Annotated in this window: 10 protein-coding genes; all 10 read left to right on the forward strand. The window is 44.6% G+C overall.

Translation table 11 applies throughout. The features are described from left to right. The first annotated feature begins 81 nt into the window (after window positions 1-81). A complete protein-coding gene (locus EL84_RS21760) occupies window positions 82-2,367 on the forward strand; it encodes a DEAD/DEAH box helicase (protein WP_047843075.1) in 2,286 nt (761 codons plus the stop codon). Window positions 2,368-2,387: 20 nt separating this feature from the next. After that, complete coding sequence (locus tag EL84_RS21765) at window positions 2,388-3,143, forward strand: class I SAM-dependent methyltransferase (protein ID WP_047843076.1); 756 nt, start codon at window positions 2,388-2,390, stop codon at window positions 3,141-3,143. Between the two features lie 198 nt (window positions 3,144-3,341). Continuing rightward, on the forward strand, window positions 3,342-4,289 hold the full coding sequence (locus tag EL84_RS21770) for an ABC transporter permease (RefSeq protein ID WP_017688330.1): 948 nt from the start codon (window positions 3,342-3,344) through the stop codon (window positions 4,287-4,289). A gap of 13 nt (window positions 4,290-4,302) precedes the next feature. Then, complete coding sequence (locus tag EL84_RS21775; RefSeq protein ID WP_036615551.1) at window positions 4,303-5,172, forward strand: carbohydrate ABC transporter permease; 870 nt, start codon at window positions 4,303-4,305, stop codon at window positions 5,170-5,172. Window positions 5,173-5,237: 65 nt separating this feature from the next. After that, entirely contained in the window at window positions 5,238-6,824 is a 1,587-nt protein-coding gene (locus tag EL84_RS21780; RefSeq protein WP_047843077.1) for an extracellular solute-binding protein, read from the forward strand. Window positions 6,825-6,917: 93 nt separating this feature from the next. Further along, the gene (locus EL84_RS21785; RefSeq protein ID WP_047843078.1) at window positions 6,918-8,657 is read left to right on the forward strand and encodes a histidine kinase; all 1,740 of its coding nucleotides are present in this window, start codon (window positions 6,918-6,920) and stop codon (window positions 8,655-8,657) included. Then, complete coding sequence (locus EL84_RS21790) at window positions 8,657-10,267, forward strand: response regulator (protein ID WP_047843079.1); 1,611 nt, start codon at window positions 8,657-8,659, stop codon at window positions 10,265-10,267. Before EL84_RS21785 ends, EL84_RS21790 begins: the two co-directional genes overlap by 1 nt. A gap of 111 nt (window positions 10,268-10,378) precedes the next feature. Continuing rightward, the gene (locus EL84_RS21795) at window positions 10,379-12,595 is read left to right on the forward strand and encodes an FAD-dependent oxidoreductase (protein ID WP_235431566.1); all 2,217 of its coding nucleotides are present in this window, start codon (window positions 10,379-10,381) and stop codon (window positions 12,593-12,595) included. A 17-nt stretch (window positions 12,596-12,612) separates the two neighbouring features. Beyond that, on the forward strand, window positions 12,613-13,821 hold the full coding sequence (locus EL84_RS21800) for an SGNH/GDSL hydrolase family protein (RefSeq protein ID WP_036615539.1): 1,209 nt from the start codon (window positions 12,613-12,615) through the stop codon (window positions 13,819-13,821). 270 nt (window positions 13,822-14,091) lie between these two features. After that, entirely contained in the window at window positions 14,092-19,155 is a 5,064-nt protein-coding gene (locus EL84_RS21805; protein WP_047843081.1) for a hypothetical protein, read from the forward strand. Window positions 19,156-19,223 lie beyond the last annotated feature (68 nt).

The raw sequence follows: 19,223 nt of genomic DNA on the forward strand, positions 1-19,223 counted from the left end.
CTTTAATCATCGACAGAAAAGACTCCATATGGAGTCTTTTCTTTTCACAACTTATTTCTACTAAGGAGGAATCAAATTCCGATGAATGTAGTCGTCAAGTTGATACGTGAATTCAAAGAGCGAGATAACCGGCGTTTGTTGAAGGATTATCGAGACAAAGTGGAGCTTATCAGGAAACGGAACTTGGAAGTTTGGGATGATCAGCACCTGCAAGCCGAATCTCTTCGGCTGCAAGAAGAAGCAAGATCAGGCAAGCCTTTGGATGATCTGCTTGTTGATGCTTATGCTCTAGTCTGCGAGGTTGCGAAGAGAACACTCAGATTACAGCCTTACGATGTGCAAATTATGGCTGCGATTGCTTTGCACGAGAGATTTTTGATCGAGCAGCATACCGGTGAAGGAAAAACACTCTCTGCCGTTATGCCTGTTTATCTCAACGCTTTGACAGGCAAAGGCGTTCATGTGCTTACTTTTAACGACTACTTGGCAAATCGAGATGCGGCGTGGATGGGCCCGATCTATCGCTTCCTCGGGTTAACGGTAAGCTCGGTTCAATCGGGCATGAGCCTGTTCGAGAAACGGGAAGCTTACGCCAAGGATATAACCTATGTTACAGCTAAAGAAGCAGGGTTCGATTATTTGCGTGACACAATCGCATTTAATGAAGCGGATACCGTGCATCGTCCTTTCCATTACGTCATCGTCGACGAAGCAGATTCATTGCTTCTTGATGAAGCACGAGTGCCGTTAGTCATTAGTGGCGATTCGAGTGCTTCCAAAAGTGATGGCGTTCTTTTCGCAGAAGTGGCCCGGCAGCTGCAGCCAGGAGAGCATTATGATTTTGACGAGTTCCAACGAAACGTTTACTTGAATGAAGCGGGTGCTGCAAAAGCAGAGTTGCTGCTGGGATGCGGCAATCTGTACGATAGCCATAACAGTCATTGGTTAACGTCATTGAATTGTGCGCTGCATGTGGAATCGTTATTAAAAAAAGACGTCGATTATATCGTCCGGGACGGTGTAATTGAGCTAATCGAAGAACATACAGGTCGTGTGGCCGAAAACAGGTATTTGCCGGACGGGTTGCAAGCTGCCCTTGTGGCCAAAGAAGGGTTACAGTGGAAGGCCGGCGGGAGAATTCTCGGCACGATCACCATTCAGCACTTTATTAGCCTGTATTCGGGAATTTGCGGAATGACGGCTACAGCGCACACTTCAGCAATGGAATTCGAAGATATCTATGCGCTGCAGGTCGTGCGAATTCCGCCGAACCAACCAAACATACGGATTGACCACAAGCACCGAATTTACACCCATAAAGAAGCTAAATATAAGGCGCTTGTACAAGAAATCTCTTCCGTCCATAGGATGGGACGCCCCATTCTTATTGGTACGTCAAGCGTCGAGGAATCTGATATGCTGGCGGAGGCGCTTGCCACTGCTGGCGTACCTTGCCAGGTTCTGAATGCCAAAAACGATGCAAAAGAAGCCGAAATCATCGCTAAAGCGGGAGAAATAGGCGCGGTAACGGTATCTACGAATATGGCAGGGCGCGGCGTCGACATTCGTCTCGGCGGCGGTAATCCCGCACAGGCAGAAGTGGTTGCCAAACTGGGCGGATTATACGTGATAGGTACATATGTGAACGAAAGCATGCGGATTGACGACCAGTTGCGCGGACGTTGCGGCCGCCAAGGTGACCCTGGGTCTTCCGTATTTTATATTAGCCTGGAGGACGAGTTGATGCTTCGCTTTGGCATTCATAAACTGTTTCGCGCTCCAAATCAGGACGAGGTTCTTGATGATCCGGCGCTCCGCAGCAAAATCGAGCATATTCAGCGCGTTATTATAGGTCAAAACTTCGATATTCAGCGGGAATTGAACTGTTATTCGGATATGGTAGAGGATCAGAGGCGAATTCTATATGAAGAACGGCTCGGAATTTTGAAAGCTGAGAGACTGATGAGTCCATCGGAGCGGCGTGTACGGCTTTTTTATATCGACGAGTTCTGGGCTGACCATCTGGCATTTGTTTCTTACATTCGTGAAAGCATTCATCTCGAGAGCATTACCAGTCGCAACCCAATCGACGAGTTTCATACGCAAATCACCCAAGCATTCGAGCAAATTCCGGCTAAAATAGATCATGAATCGGCGAATATGCTTAGAAAACTCGGAGGTTCGAATGATCCCGAGAAATGGGAACAGTTCGGTCTGAAGAGTCCTATTTCGACTCGGACTTATATGATCAACGATCAATACAGCCAAGATAAGCGCAGCTCATGGACCGGAACGACGGTATTTGCTTTTTGGGGCAGCAAGATTTTGAAGCTATTACTGAAGCCAGTATATAGGATGTCAAAATAGTGATGGGAGCGTGACGATCGATGAACAATAGAGAACGGTTTTCGAGCCGGGTCGATTCGTATTTGAAATACCGCCCGAGTTATCCAAAAGAGGCTATTGACTATTTGTACGACGTCGTTGGTTTACGTGCGAGCAGTAATACAGCAGACATCGGTTCAGGCACTGGCATCATTTCAAAACTACTTCTGGAACGTGGAAGCTATGTAGTCGCAGTCGAGCCAAATCAGGCAATGCGGGAAGCCGCCGAGCAAATGTTAGAAAGTAATCCGAAATTTCAGAGTACATCAGGTTCTGCTGAGTCTACCGGATTACCTGATCAGTCGGTTGATTTTATTGTCTGTGCTCAGGCATTTCACTGGTTTGATCGCTCCGCAGCCCAAATCGAGTTCCGCAGAATTCTACGGCCAGGTGGGAGAGTAATACTCATCTGGAATTCACGTCTTACTAACGGTACTCCATTTCGTGAAGAGTACAATCAACTGCTCCATACATATGGAACTGACTACGAAAAAGTTAATCATAAAAATATTTCTCAGGCGATATTGCTCTCTTTTTTCAAGGAAGGTTCAATGCTTGAAATGCGATTCAAAATGAGTCAGGAGTTCGATTTCGAGGGATTGAAGGGCCGGTTGTTATCATCTTCTTACAGCCCTGTACCCGGGCATGCAAATTACGATCCAATGATGACAGAACTACGGAATTTATTTGATAAAAATAATCAAAATGGTCTTGTTGAATTCGATTATGAAACTGAGATTTTTTGGGGAGAAGTATAAATACGGCATTTGAAAGTCGCTATTATAGCGGCTTTTTTTTATTTTAGTAGAAAAGTTCTTGTCTCACCTGCCGGGATTAGCTGTTGGAACGAGCCAGGCACACTTCCTTAAAATCTTATAAGAAATTCTTGATATTTCAGAAATTTATCCGATAGGCGGGTGCTATTATACAAATACAAACAAAGACGAGGTGATGAAATGCAAGCAAAGTTGGCAGCGGACGCCATTCCCATCTCCAAAAAGCGAAAGACATGGATAAGGACGATACAAAAATATAAAGTTATGTATGCTCTCTTATTACCAGCTTTAATTTACTTTGCGGTATTCAAATACATTCCTATGGCGGGAATTATGATTGCTTTTAAAAACTACAACCTGGCTTTGGGGCTATGGGATAGTCCATGGGTGGGATTCAAAAATTTTACGGATTTTATGAACGGCGTTTATTTCTGGGACATCATGAAAAATACGATCGTCATATCGTTGTATAAGCTATTGTTCGGTTTCTCCGCGCCCATCGTGCTTGCTTTACTCCTCAATGAAGTGTATAGCCAATGGTTTAAGAAAATCGTACAGACGATCACTTATTTACCTCATTTTCTATCATGGGTCATTGTGTATGGAATTATGGTAGCATTACTAGCCCCAGGCGATGGTCTCTTTAACATGATTTTGAAGGATTTAGGTGTTGAACCCATCTCGTTTCTAACCGAACCTGCCTGGGGCAGAATGCTGATCATCTTATCTGAAGTATGGAAGGATATTGGATGGGGGGCGATTTTGTACCTTGCTGCCTTGGCAGGAATCGATCCAAGCTTATATGAAGCGGCTCGAATGGATGGTGCTTCCAAATGGAGACAGCTCTGGCATATCACGTTACCTGGTATTCGAGGAGTCATTATTCTGATGCTGATTCTTAAATTAAGCCATATTCTGGATGCGGGTTTTGACCAAATATTCATGTTTGCCAACACCTTTAACCAGGAGAAGATCGATATTATCGACACATGGGTATACCGGGAAGGGTTGGAGCGTCTTAAGATTGGCTTGGCTACTGCTGTAGGATTGTTTAAAGCTGTCATCGGATTTGCTTTAGTGTTGGCAGCGAATAAGCTCGCCAAAAAATTCGATGGGCAAATCTGGTGAGGTGGTCTTTAGAATGATCCATATGACAATCGGGGAAAAAGTCTGGCAAACCGTCGTTTATGTAGTTCTTATTATATTATCCCTACTGTGCGTGCTGCCCTTTCTATATGTGGTTGCTGTCTCCGTAACACCAGAATCGGAAGTATTAAGAAGAGGGATTGTGATTATACCAGAATCCTTTACCTTTCTGGCCTATAAAGAAGTATTCATTTCTCATGGGATCTGGCAGGCGTATAAAATTACGTTGTTCCGAACGATTGTAGGGACTGCGTTAAACGTGTTTTTTACGGTAATCGCGGCCTACCCGTTATCCAAAAAATATTTGCCCGGAAGAAGTCCATTTTTACTCTTCATTGTGTTTACCATGATGTTCAGTGGGGGATTAATTCCGACTTATTTACTAATCCGCTCTCTGGGATTGTTAAACAGTCCTTGGGTATTGATCATTCCAAATCTCATTAGTGCATTTAATCTGGTGATCATCAAAGGTTTTTTTGAACAATTACCTGGTGAAATTGAGGAATCAGCGAGGGTAGACGGTGCCAGTGAACTTCAGACGTTATGGCGGATCATTTTACCCCTGTCCTTACCCGTCCTGTCCACCATTTCCTTATTTTACGCAGTCGGGCATTGGAACAGTTATTTTGATGCTATTGTATATATCAATGATTCCAACTACATGCCACTTCAAGTGATTTTGCGCAACATTCTGCTTAACGTTGCAACTCAAAGCGCTGATTCGCTCGCCAATTCCGGGGCTGTCAGTACGTTCGCTGTGCAGATGGCTACAGTTGTTGTAACTACAGTCCCGATATTGATCGTTTATCCATTTTTGCAAAAGCATTTTACCAAAGGTGTACTCCTGGGATCCGTTAAAGGATAAAAGGTGTTCCAACCTAACTTATTACGGGGAAACCGTGATAATATACAAGCAAAGGAGAGGTCAATATGCAGCGTAAAAAGATTTCATTTGCTATTCTATCGGCAATCTTAGGACTTGGAACGCTTTTGTCAGGATGTGGGGGGAATGAAGAAGTTACATCGACAACTTCGAGTAATTCGCAAGGCCAGTCTGGCCAGTTTGCAACCAAAATGAAAATCTCAATGTTTAACCAAGGCACTTTTAATGCTGCTGCTCCGGTACCTCCACGTGATGAAGATATTCAACGCCAAATGTTGGAAGAAGAGATGAACATCGACTTGGAGATGATGATTCCTCAGGCTGGGCAAGCAACAACCAAACTGAATACACTCATTGCAGGCGGGGATATTCCAGACTTGATCTTCTTGAAAAGTCGTGCTGATCTTGCGCAATATTACGACCAAGGAGTTCTTGCGGATTTAACACCGTATATGGACCAATTCCCTGAACTACAGAAACGGTTTGGAACCGACTCCTGGGAGGCGATGTCCTATCAAGGAAAAACCATTGGAATTCCAGGCTATGATAATGTGAACGGTATCAGTCGAAGCTTCTTCATCCGCAACGATTGGCTGAAAAAGCTGAATATGGAGGTACCAACGACACCTGATGAGTTGTTCGAAGTTATGAAAGCCTTTACAGAGAAAGATCCGGATGGGAATGGCAAAAACGATACGTACGGATTCATCGGCGGTATGAATAAAGAAGGTAATCTGCAAACCTATGGCTTTGATAGCTTGATGTGGATGTTTGGCGTCAATCCTCCTTCAGCCGTTGAGATAAAAGATAATGAACCGGTATTTCTGTTTATCGATCCCAAAATGAAAGAGGCGCTTGCTTACATTAATAAAATGATGGTAGCCAAGGTGGTTGACCCGGACTGGGTAACGATGAATTCGCCTGATCTGTTGGACCAAAAGATGTTTAAGGGTAGAGTTGGCTTCATGATCAGAGATGCTCGTAGACTGGAGCCGGACTATCAGCAGAAAATGAAAGAAATTAGTGGCGAGGTGCCGGAATGGGTCGTTATTCCTCCGATGAAAGGTCCTTACGGTGATCAAATTGTAGAGAGAAAATCATTCCAAGGTAATTCATGGGCCATATCCGCAAAAGCGGACGAGGATAAAATCATTCGGATCTTGTCCATGCTGAATTATCTCTTTACGGATGAAGAAGCTTATCCAAACTTTGCATACGGAATCAAAGGCATCCATTGGGATGTCGTAGACGGCAAGATCAAAAATAAAACCTCCGAGTTATCAAAGGAAATGAAAGAGAAGTACCTGTGGGTCGATCATTATAGAATGCCGCGCCGTGGTGATGATGCGGAGTACTTCAGTTTCCAGAATCCGAAGACAGCGGAAGCTTTCAAGGACAATCAGCAATATGTGGGGCCAACGCTGCCCGGAAATTTATTGACCCCTGACCCTAGCGATACCTTGGATGCTGACCGCACTCGTTTCATTAATGAGAGTTTAGTTAAATTTATGACGGGCAAAGAGCCTCTATCCAACTGGGAGAATTTCCTCCAGACGCTGGATACCAAGTTTGACATGCAGAAATATAAGGAAACAGCAATCCAGCAATTTAAAGAAGCCGGCCTTATCAAGTAAAAATAAACGAAGAGAGAGTGGCTATTCGTAGCCCCTCTCTTTATTAGCATATGCTATTCTTAGTTTAAAACGGAACTAAAAGGAAGATGATGGATGCGAAGAAGAATCAGCTTGCCTTTAAAATTATTTTTTATCGTGTTTGCCTTTGTATTAGGCTGCATCATCTTGATAAGCCAATTGTCTTATCGTTATGTCCAAAAGGAAATAAGAACCAATGACATTTTTTACACCAATCAAATATTAGACAAGGTTGACCAGTATTTTACCGTTAATTTTTCCTCTTTCCAGACGATTCTCTTCTCAGTTGAAACATCAGTGAAAGCCAACATTAACAATACCGAAGTGATTAAAAAGCAATTAAGGGAGCTGTATGAACTCAACAGTATTTATGTCAGTAATATTTATTTGATCAAAAACGATTTATCCATTCTGGGCGGAAGTACACCTACTCGAATATTCGATGAACCTTTATCTGAAAGAGCCCCTTTATTTGATGCGGCTGACAAAAATAGAAGGACTACCTTTGTTAGTGAACCTTACAAATCGAAGTATTCTGGCTGGACCGTTACGATGGTTCGATATCTGAACGGTGCTCCGTTTCCTATGGCCATTGCGGTTGATTTGGATCTAAATGCCATTGAAGAAACCTTGTTCAAGATTAATAAACAGGAACAAATGAATCTGGCTCTGATCACTGCGTCAGGTAAGATCATTGCCGGATTTTCTGAAAATAAAGGACCTCTGAATATTCAAGATCATTCTTTTTCGATCGGAGAGACGTCAGCGGAAGAAATTCTGGATACGACGGAAACAAACCTTCAACTGTTTACCAACGATGGTATTCCGGTCTCCCTTTTGAAAAAACCAACGGAGAAATTCAACTGGACCATCATCTCGATCAACGATGAATCACGCTTAAAAGCAGCGTTGTCCAGATTGGAAACCTATTACCTCGAGCTGCTCGCTGCAGGTCTTCTTTTAAGTTTGTTCATTTCTTTTTTGGTTGCCAAATATATAAGAAAACCACTTTATACGCTCAAAACAAAAATGAAGCAGGTAGAGCAAGGCATCCTCACAACAACAATAACCATTAATCGAAACGATGAGTTTGGAGATCTTTCACGAGCATTCGATCGTATGCTTCAGCAAATTGTTGAACTGATTCGCCGAGCTGAACTTCATAATGAACTTGAGCGGAAGTTGGAAATCCAGGTGTTACAGTCTCAAATTAACCCTCATTTTCTATATAACACACTTGGTTCGATCAGCAATGTGATACGTCTCGGACAAATAGAGAAAGTAGATGTGGTGATCGGGTCGCTTATTTCATTATTGGAGTACGGGATAGACGATGCTTCTGAGAAGGTTTCCCTACGCCAGGAATTACGCAATGTAGCGGATTATATCGAGATCCAGAACATTCGGTATAACCGAAACTTCAACTTAATTGAAGATATCGAAGCAGGACTGATGGATTTTCCAGTTTTTAGAATGCTGTTGCAGCCCCTTGTGGAGAATAGTATCTTCCATGGTTATAACGGAGGGGGAATTGAGGGGCCAATTACGATTCATGCGTACAGGGAGGACGGCATGGTCATCATCGAAGTTGTTGATCAAGGTGAGGGAATTCCAGCTGATAAAATAAAACATATTTTAATCTCAGAACCGAGTGAAGAGGAAGTAAAAAGAAAAAGAATCGGGCTGAACAATATTCATGGGCGAATAAGACTCCACTACGGAGATCAATTCGGGCTGGATATCATAAGCATACCTAAGGAAATAACCCGTATACGCGCTGTATTCCCGGCAGAATTGCCAAAAGGAGATGCATAATGGGGAGAGACTATACCTGCTTCATTGTTGACGATGAAGACCTGATCATTCAACGATTGGAATTGTTTTTTAATGAACTCTCTCATAGGGATCGACGATTTGTTCTGGTGGGCAAAGCGAATAATGGGCTGAATGGGATCGAGGAGATCATAAAACTTAAACCGGATATCGTCATATCCGATATTGTAATGCCGCGTATGGATGGCATCTCCATGATTGAGCAGCTCAAGGCAGAGCTCCCCCATACCCAATACATACTTCTGACCGCCTATTCATCCTTCGAATACGCTCAGCGGGCGATTCAAGCCAACGTATTGGAGTACATTGTAAAGGTTCCGCTGAGGGAAGCCGATTTGAATCGAGCGTTGGATAAGGCAGCCGGAATTTTAAATGAGTTTGAGAAAAAAGAAGCGGAGTTTCACTCGTTAAATGTATCCGTGCTTGAAAATAAATACAGAGTCCGCAAGCAATTTTTTAACGAATTGATCCGAGGTGAAATTCCTTCTCATCGGGCATCGGATTTTGCCAATCGCATGCAGTTTCATTTCTTTCAAGCGAACTATTGCTGCTTCATCGTTGAGATGAATACGTATGAAAGTTTCCGAAACGAATACGCGGCCGCAGATCAAAACATCTTGAAGTATGCGATTACAAATATCATCGAAGAAACGGTGATGAATGGTAGCAGTGGAGTAGCTGCGGATCTGTCCGATAATCGTTTTATTGGTTTTCTATCCTGGGAAAATAACCGCAGTGATATGGAAACGGAATATGCTTGCCTATCATTGGGAGGGCAGATCATCTCTCATTTGCATCAATATTTGAATAAAAGGGTATCTGTCGCTTTTGGAAGTCCGCACCGAGGCTGGGAATCGATCAAACAGGCGTACACGGAAGCTAAAAATGTGAGTGAGGATTTCTATTATCATACCGAAAAAGTTGTAAAAACACCGATGCATCGGTTCCAATACCATAATGACAAAAAAGCAGACTTTCAACAGAAGCTGGCTGATTTTCTTATACGCCTGAAACGAAAGATTTCCAAGGAAGAGCTGGACAATGCACTTGCCGATCTGTCGCAATTTGTTACCGACCATAAAATCCACAAGTCTATCATGGCACCAATGATTAGAGACTTGTACAGAGACATTACCGTGAAATTTAAATCGGGGAACAAGATGGCCACGGAAGTTCCAGACTTCCCCATGGAATTTATGGCTTTTCAGGAGCAGCTCGCCTATATTGGCGACTTCACATTCGAATACGTGCATGCGGGCCAACTGTTACATCGTGCAGAGATCATGAGTGCTATGCATTATATAGAGACAAACTTGAAACAACGTTTAACGTTGGAAGCAATTGCGGAGGAAGTGAATCTAGCGCCATCGTATTTTAGCAGCTTATTCAAAAAAACAATGAACGAAGGCGTGATTAGCTACATCAACCGTAAAAAAATCCATCTCGCCCTCGAGTTGTTAAACGTTCGGGATTATTCTTTATTGGAATTGTGCGAGGAAGTAGGTATCGTCAATGAAGGGTATTTTTGCAAACTTTTTAAAGAATATACGGGGGATACACCCAAGCAATATCGGATAAAAATGACACGGTAGGAATCCAACTAAGGATGCAAAAAATGTATGATTTTTTCGCGAAATCCTGTAAAAAAAAAGGGGCCAAAACCATTACCATGATAGGAGCATCTAATCATGGAGGTTATCCAAATGGAACTTATGAAAGCAGATGTAACCGTCGTAGGTGGAGGAATTGCCGGGATATGCGCTGCCATTGCTGCCGCACGCCAAGGACTCCTGGTTTCACTTATCAATGATCGGCCAGTTCTGGGTGGAAATGCGAGCAGCGAGGTCAGAGTTCACATTAACGGGTCGGCATATCTCGGAAACAGTCCATCCTATTATGCTCGCGAAGGCGGGTTGGTGGAAGAACTCAAGCTGAAGATCTTTCATTATAATCCGTTATACAACAAAAAACTTATGCTTTCGCTTTCGGATACGGTGTTATTGGATATGGTTTATGATGAGCCTAACATTTCTCTATTTCTGAATACATGCGTGCATGAAACGGGTATGGAGAACGGCAGAATCAAATGGGTGGAGGGCCTTCAATTGGCTTCAGAGAGAAAATTTCGTTTTGAAAGCCCAACCTACATTGATTGCTCCGGGGATGGAATTGTTGGATACCAAGCTGGTGCTCACTTCCGATGGGGAAGAGAGGCGAAGCATGAATACAAGGAGGAACTCGCTCCAGAAGTGGCGGATCATTACACCATGGGTGATACGATTCTGTTTCAAGCCCTTGACGTAAACTATTCCGTTCCTTACAAAAGGCCAGGCTTTGCGTATGATATTACGAAGCTGGAGTTTTTTGATAGTATCAGAAAAGGATTAAACCATCGATCTTTTCCAAGGAAAATCAACGGGCTTGGCGGATTGTGGTGGCTGGAATACGGCGGACATATGGATATTATCAAGAATAATGAAGACATTGCATTGGAACTACGGAAATTGGTGTACGGGATATGGGATTATATCAAAAATAGCGGTGAGTTTGATGATGTAGACAATCTCATTTTGGATTATGTATGCCCGATTCCGGGAAAGCGAGAGTCGAGACGGTTTATAGGTGAACACATGCTGTCTCAGAACGATCTTACAGCAAAGACTCATTTCGAAGATGCGGTATCCGTTGGAGGTTGGTATATGGATCTGCATGCAAATAAAGGCATCTACGATGAAGGGCCGGCTACAGCATGGAATTTTGTGCCGGGATTGTATAATATCCCGTTTCGCAGCTTGTTTTCACGTAATATCCCAAATCTCATGTTTGCTGGCCGTAATATAAGCGCTACACATGTGGCTTTTGGGTCTACAAGGGTGATGGCAACTTGTGGTTGTATGGGGCAGGCGGTAGGAACGGCTGCTGCGTTATGCGTAAAATATGAGACAGACCCTGCGGACATCGTCAAAGCCCATATGGGTGAACTTCAGGCGCAGCTGCTTCGAGACGGGCAAACGATTGTAGGGCTTCAAGAGCCGTTAGATCCTTATTTCGCAGACGGATTAACGATTCGTGCCTCGTCTCAGCGAAGCTATGAACAACTTCATCCAACCGAAGAGATATCCTTGGAGAACGCGTTATGTTTGGTCTTGCCGATTCAGACATCCGTAGTTGAAAGCGTGCAGATCAAAATTAAAAATAGATCCGAGTATTCGGAAACGTTGCAAGTGAAGCTGTTTGGCGGGGATCGAAAGGAAAACTATATTCCCACCAGCGAGCTGAAGGGCTACAACTTGGTGATTTCAGCGGGTCACGATGACTGGATTACACTGGACCTCAGCTGCAAGAAGCCAGAAGACGACAAAATCTACATCGTATTGGAAGGTACGGCGGGCCTCACTGTACACAGCAATGAAGAGAAAATGACTGGAGCGGTTAGCTTCCTTTATAGACCGGAAGAGCCATCCAAGCTGAAGAAGTTTAATAAGAGCATTTGCTTCAAAGACCTGATACCATCCCAGGATATGTATAATCCTGCGAATGTCGTCAACGGTTTCTCCAGACCTTATGGTCTGCCTAACGGCTGGATTTCGGAACGTACGGAAGGACAGGAATGGTTGGAATTTGGTTTTGCAAGCCCCAAGAATCTGGATGAAATCCATCTTGTTTTCAATTCGCAGCTGAATTTGGAACATTTCGACGATCCGATCGAGCCACTGATCCAGGATTATGATGTGACCTTAACCTTAGAAGATGGAAGCGAGAGAGAAATTAAAATCCGCGGTAATTATCTTTCGTTGAACAAACATAAAGTGCATGCAAACGGTGTAACCCGAATCCGGTTTGATTTCTGTGCAACGTATGGTTCGCCATATTATGAAGTGTTTGCTGTAAAACTTTTTGCTCCTAAAAACGCTAAGTGAGGGCGGGTGAAGTCGTGATGAAGGAATTTTTCCCACGAAGAGGGCTGCCTAATGTCATTCAAAAGTTGGAAAATGGAGAAACCGCGACCATCGTTTATTTTGGCGGTAGTAATACACGTTCTGAAGGATACAGGGTCATGACGGCGGATTGGCTGCAAGGGCAATATCCCCATGCGAATATCCGCGCTGTGAACGCAGGCATTGATGGGACCGGATCGGACCTCGGCTGCGCCCGTTTGGAGACGGATGTACTGCGTCATCAGCCTGATCTCGTATTTGTTGAATTCGTTGGAAACGATGGGGGGGTGCCCGAATCCAAAGCGCGGATCGAAGGCATTGTGCGACAGATTCGCAAGCGGAGCCGGTTTACCGATATCCTGTTTGTATATACGGTTAAGGAGCGGGATTTGACTTCATTTCAATCCGGCGAATACCAGAAGGGCGCTCTTATGCAAGAGGAAGTCGCCGACTATTACGGCATTCCTTCGATTCATCTGGGCGTAGCGGTCAGTCAATTGGTTTCGGATGGAAAGCTCATTTTCACCTCAGGGGCAGATGTGTCCATTCCCGGAGCCGTTATTTTCACGCATGATTCGATCCATCCGACAATTCCCGAAGGACACCAGATTTACACGGACACAATCACACGGTCATTTAAGAAAATCAGTGAACTTCGAGATCACGTAGGAAAAGTCGAACATCACTTGCCGCAGGACCCCTTGGTCCCGGCCAATCCTTGGGAGTATGCAACCATGTTGCCACTGGATCGTCTTACTCATTTCTCCGCAGGGTGGTCTTACGTGACCCCTGATGATTTTCCTTTAGTGCGTGAGTACGATTGGTTGTTCCCCGGTCTGTGGCGAGCAGTTGATCCTGGAGAGGCGATCACAGTGGAGTTTGAGGGTACCCACATCGGGCTATTTGATATCGGGGGGCCGGATTCTGGCAGATTGAAGGTGACTGTGGATGGAGGGGAACCCTTCCTTGTTGATCGATTCACGCTCTACAACGATCATAATAGAAATCAATATATTTTCTTGCCGGAGCTACCAAATGGGAAACATACAGTTCTCTTGGAGATCGATCACGAGAAAACTGACAAAGCGGCCGTGTTTGAGGCAAGTGGTAATGAACGAGGTATGGAACATGTTCGGCAACATCCAGCTTGGTATGATCAAACCGTCATTCAGCTTGGAAAGTTGTTATTGGTGCAGCCGCCTTTATAATTGATAAGTCCTCTTGGAACACTTGAAAGACCTATATTCTATCTGACTGCAACTGAGCAATCAATTAGGATGTAGGTTTCTTTTTTTACTTAAAATCGTATAAGAAATTCTTAAAATGAAAGAAATTTCACCGTCATGTAACATGCTAAGATAAAAACGACAGAGCGGAATTAGACAGAAGGGGAAGGTTAATTGCTTTTTTACAATCATTTGAGCAAAAGGCAATGCATTTATGGAAGCGTTATCATTTAAGGAGAGGCTGTGAATTGTATGGTCAAAAGGAAGCTGCTTTTCTTCATCGTTTTCATGTTGACGGTCGTAGTTCCTTCCAGCCTGATCGGAATAAGGGCCGCTGATGCGGAGACCTTACCTTATCAGACGATTATCATCGATGACGGGAGTATCAAGATCAATGATGTTGTGACACCTGATGCGGGTAACGAGAACAATGGATATGTGGCTCCAAATTGGACTACAAGCACAGGGGTGAAGGGGTATGATCTTTCCAGCACCAAATATACGAGTACAGCAGGCAGAACGATAACATGGAATCCACGCTTAGAAGAAGGAACGGCGAAAATATCGTTCTATAAGCTGGATTGGGCGGATAAGGCTGATAGCAATGTAAAAATCGAAATTGTTCATAATGGAACAACGGATGTAGTCTTTATGGATCTAAGACCCTCATCTGGCGCTCCAGCAGGGTGGGTTGATTTGGGAGAGTACTATTTTTCTGGAGTTGGTGAAGAATTCGTTCAATTGACCCGTTCTACCGGCACCACAAACACGATCCTTACACGCGCGGATGCGGTTAAGTTCGAAGGGAATATAACGCAGAAAGAGCCACATAAGACAATCATCATTGATGATGGGAGCCTCACAATTGATCATGTCGTTACGGTTGATTCCGGCAACGCTAATAACGGATTCTCCGCTCCATATTGGAGCACAAGCGCGGGAGTGAAGGGATACAATAATTCCAGTTCCAAATTTACAGACGCTGTAGGTAGAAGCATCACCTGGAATCCACGCTTGGAAGCAGGGACGGCGAGAATATCGTTTTATAAGCTGGATTGGGCGGATAAAGCAGACAGTAATGTGAAAATTGAGATTGTTCATAACGGGATTACGGATGTTAAGTTTATGGATCTAAGACCTTCGTCAGGTCCATCGGTTGGATGGGTGGATCTGGGGGAGTATGAGTTTAGTGGTGATGATAGCGAATTTGTCAGGCTGACTCGAACGCAGCCTTCTACGGGTACAATTATTACGCGGGCTGATGCAGTCAAGTTCGAGGGGAATATCCGTCAACAAGCACCACCGCTCCCCCCGCTAAGAAGCCGTACCTTAGCGAATCTCAGTTACACAGAGAAAGGCAGCATCGAAAATGCGAACTATAAGGCAACCTTCTATGAGGCAGCATGGGATGAAGGTAAATCCATCGTTCGTGACATGTTCTACAAAAACACGGAGACAGGGAACTGGGTTCCAATCAATAATGAATCGGAAAGACTTGAGGAACAATGGGTTCTATTGGACGGGAACGCGGGCAGCCGAACCAATTACTACGATACGATGAACAAACGCTGGATTACATTCGACGAGGTCCATTTTCCAGACAGCCAGACGGCGGTATTAACCGATTCTGCGCATGGCAGTGATTACGATTTTGAAGTGAACTGGTCCATGGCAGGGGATAAACCAGATGTTTCTTTTGCCTTTACACCTCGCCGCGACGGCAATTATGTGATTGGATATCAGTCCTTCACAACAGAGGCAGTCTCGGGCATCAATGAAGTGTTAAATGGATTCAGGTCACATGCCAAAATGGTAGGTACGGTGGAATCAACAAGTTTAAGAGAGCTGAGCGCTCCGATGAGCCTGGTTGAGAAAAATGATGGTTCAGGAAATCCATTGACGTATGGCGTATTTGTACCTTCGGCAGAGCTTCCGGTTGAATTTGAACCGACGGGAGGTGTTACGAAACAACGGCTTGGCATGAGCCTGGTTAACAACGAAGGCAGCGTGCAGCCAATCCTGTATGCGCCTCAATTAGGGACTTATTCGCAAATGGCCGCAGAAAACACCTATCAATTTCATATGGGGCTAATCGCTCAAAAAAGCAATCTATATGAGTCCTACGTGGATATTCTTCGCAATGAGTACGATTATTCGGCATACCGGAAAAATGTGTCAGATCAGTCGCTTACTGACGCGATGTTTAATATGATTGATCTCCTTAAAATTGAGCCGCAAGGAGACGACTCTGTTAATTATGTCCCATCACCCAGCGGGTGGTGGAGCCGTGCCAAGGGTTTTATTGATATCGAAAACGAGGATAGCGTCCGAACAAGCTCAAATGCGGTTCTTTTGGGAGCTTATTATTTAACTGGGGATGACCAGCTTTACGATACGAGAGCACTACCGTCCGTCCAGTATGGCGTATCGCGAAATGGTATCGGTTGGTCGCCAACGCAGAAGAAAGTATACGGTGTGCCTTCCTTATGGAAAATGGCTACTCTGCCTTTTGATGTTTCAAGCGTAGCGGCTGTTAATCAGATGATGGGCACTTCGGCAGGCATTGGTGCACTCGCTCAGGAAGAGTACCTTGTACGTGACCCGGATCAGAAAGACCGGGGGCCTGTCATTCAGCCCCTGATGATGTATCGGATGACGGGAGATGCACAGTATTTGCAAGCTGCGAAGGATGCAGCCGACAGTTATATCGCGCAACATATTGATACGCCTGCATCCGTCGATGTGAGTAAAAATGAGTTCATTTATTATTATAGCAAGCTGTGGATGGAGATCTTGGAGCTATATGAGGAAACTCAGGATCCCAAATACTTGGATGCCGCCTATAAAGAAGCCAAACGCTATGCGACCATGTTTGTTGCTCGTCCAGTTCCTGAAGGTAACGTTACAATTCCTCAGCCGGAGACATATAATTACGCCGAGTCGTTTCATTGGCCGGAAAGTGGTAAATTTCAATATCCTAGGCTCAAGCTTCCCGAAGATATTGCCGGAGGTGTTCAAGCGGAGCGTTGGCTTATTTCACCGAGCGGATTGACGTTTGAAGCAGGAAGTACAACCGGCTATTATCGGATGAATGCTCAGGAAGCTCCGTTCATGCTGAGATTGTCGCTCTATACAGGGGATGAACTGTTGCAGGATATTGCTCATAATGCGGTTATTGGACGATATTCCAGTTATCCAGGTTATTATTATAAAGGATTCGCCGTTAGCCAACTTGAACCGGACTTTCCTCTGGAAGGCCCCAGCGGGGCTACATCCATCTATTATCACCATATCCCTGGGCAACTCGGGCAAACGATGGATTATTTGATCAGCGAACAATCATTGAAATCAAACGGGAGCATTACGTTTCCTTCCGTATTTGAAACGAATTTTTTATGGTTCAAATATCACCTCTATGGGAATAAACCAGGTCAATTTTATGGTAATTCGGACGTTTGGCTCTGGATGCCTAAGGGGATTATTAAGACCAACCATCCTCAATTGAATTGGATAACGGGTGAGAGCGGGGATAAATTCTACATCGGATTAAGCAATGCATCGTCTGAAGAAGTTCAGACTCCGATTGAATTGAATGAACAGATCATTGGATTCAACCCGGCACAGGATTATACCGTAACGATCATCCGCGACAATGGTACACCAGAGCAAGCAGTTATGAGTGGTGGAATCATTCAAGCCACGGTTTCAGGCAAGGGCATCACCGCGATCATTGTAGAAGGACTTAACATTAATGTGCCGCTACATCAGGTCAGAACGGCAGATACATCGGATGCAAGTTATTTCTTTGATACCCACAGTCCAATTGATGCGGTTAAAGGCATGCTGATCGTTAAGCCCGACGAAACGGTCTATGATGTTTATGTGCAGGCCAAAACGACAAAACCAGCGACAATCCATTATTCATTGGATGGCGGAGCTACGTATACGACTATACCCGATACGATATACCCGATGGAATGGTCTATACGAGTGGATGATTTATCCCAAACCTTTACGTATTACGTGGAATCGGACGGGAAACAGACCAACAAGCGTACACTTTATCTGCCTGATCAGGTAACGGAAACTCCAGTCCAACCCGATGGGCAGGATAGTTCATCCATCATCGTGGATAATACGGAGGCGGAGACAGAAGGCGTCTGGATAAGGGATACGACGGCTAACGATTATTATTATGATAACTATGTGTATGCCAAATCTACGACCGGCACAGCGACAAGTAAAATGAGATGGCGGCCTGAGCTGCCGGAAAGTGTCACTTACAGTGTGTATTACAAGATTCCGCAAATCACGGCTGCGAGTGAAAATTGGGCAACAAATGTCTCATTTACCGTTTATCATAGCGGAGGTTCCGAGACGGTGACAGTTGATGAGACAACAGCGAATGGTACTTGGATGCACCTGGGGGATTATCCTTTTGCTGCAGGCGATAGCGGGTACGTGGAACTAACCAATAAGGCCAATAAGTCCAGAGTCGTTGCCGATTCAATCATGTGGGTGGACCCAAACAGGATACCGCAATTGGAGTCTGCTGTGATCCTATCCGATCGCAGCGAGCTGCAGATGACTCAAACCGCACAACTGAGCGTAATAGGTTATTTGGATAACGGTTTGGTCGGTGATCTTACACAGGCCGATGTGCAGTATTTCGTTGATCGTACGGATCTGGCTGAAGTGAATAGCAGTGGGGTGTTGACCCTTCTTAATCTTGATGGAGACACGGATCACATTGAGGTATGGGCTACTGTTACGATTGACGGAGTGACCTTAACCACACCGCCTTTGAATATCACGATCAGGGACCTAACGATTATCGTCGATAGTACAAATACAACGGGGTTATACACGACGGAAGGGTCGTGGAGCCAAAGTAATTTAGCCGGATACAAAATTGGGGTTAAATCCCGCTATTCAACAGTTCAAGGCTCATCAGCAACGTGGAAAGGCCAGTTCCCAGAGGGGAAATATACGGTCTCGATCTACAAACTCGTCCATACGACGGCAAACGATAACAATGTCAAAGTGGAAGTGAAACATAAAACGGGTACCGAGGTCACCTATATCGATGCAACGGCCGGCTCATCGGGTTGGGTTAATCTGGGAACGTTCGACTTTACGGGTGACGGTAGCGAGTATGTCCGGTTAACCAGAGTTTCGCCTACCACGGTAGACCCGCCAACGCTTCCTGCGGATATGATCTATACGAGGGTTGACGCAGTTATGTTCGAACGGCATTCCGATGATTCGGAGCAGCTTGCCAATGAGCCGCCAGTTGAATCGACACTTTCTGAATAAGGGCAGTGATTTATGAATGGAAGTGGAACAACGGTAAGTGATGTTATACAAATTATTGTAAAATAACA

Source organism: Paenibacillus sp. VT-400, assembly GCF_001029205.1.
Lineage (GTDB): Bacteria > Bacillota > Bacilli > Paenibacillales > Paenibacillaceae > Paenibacillus > Paenibacillus amylolyticus.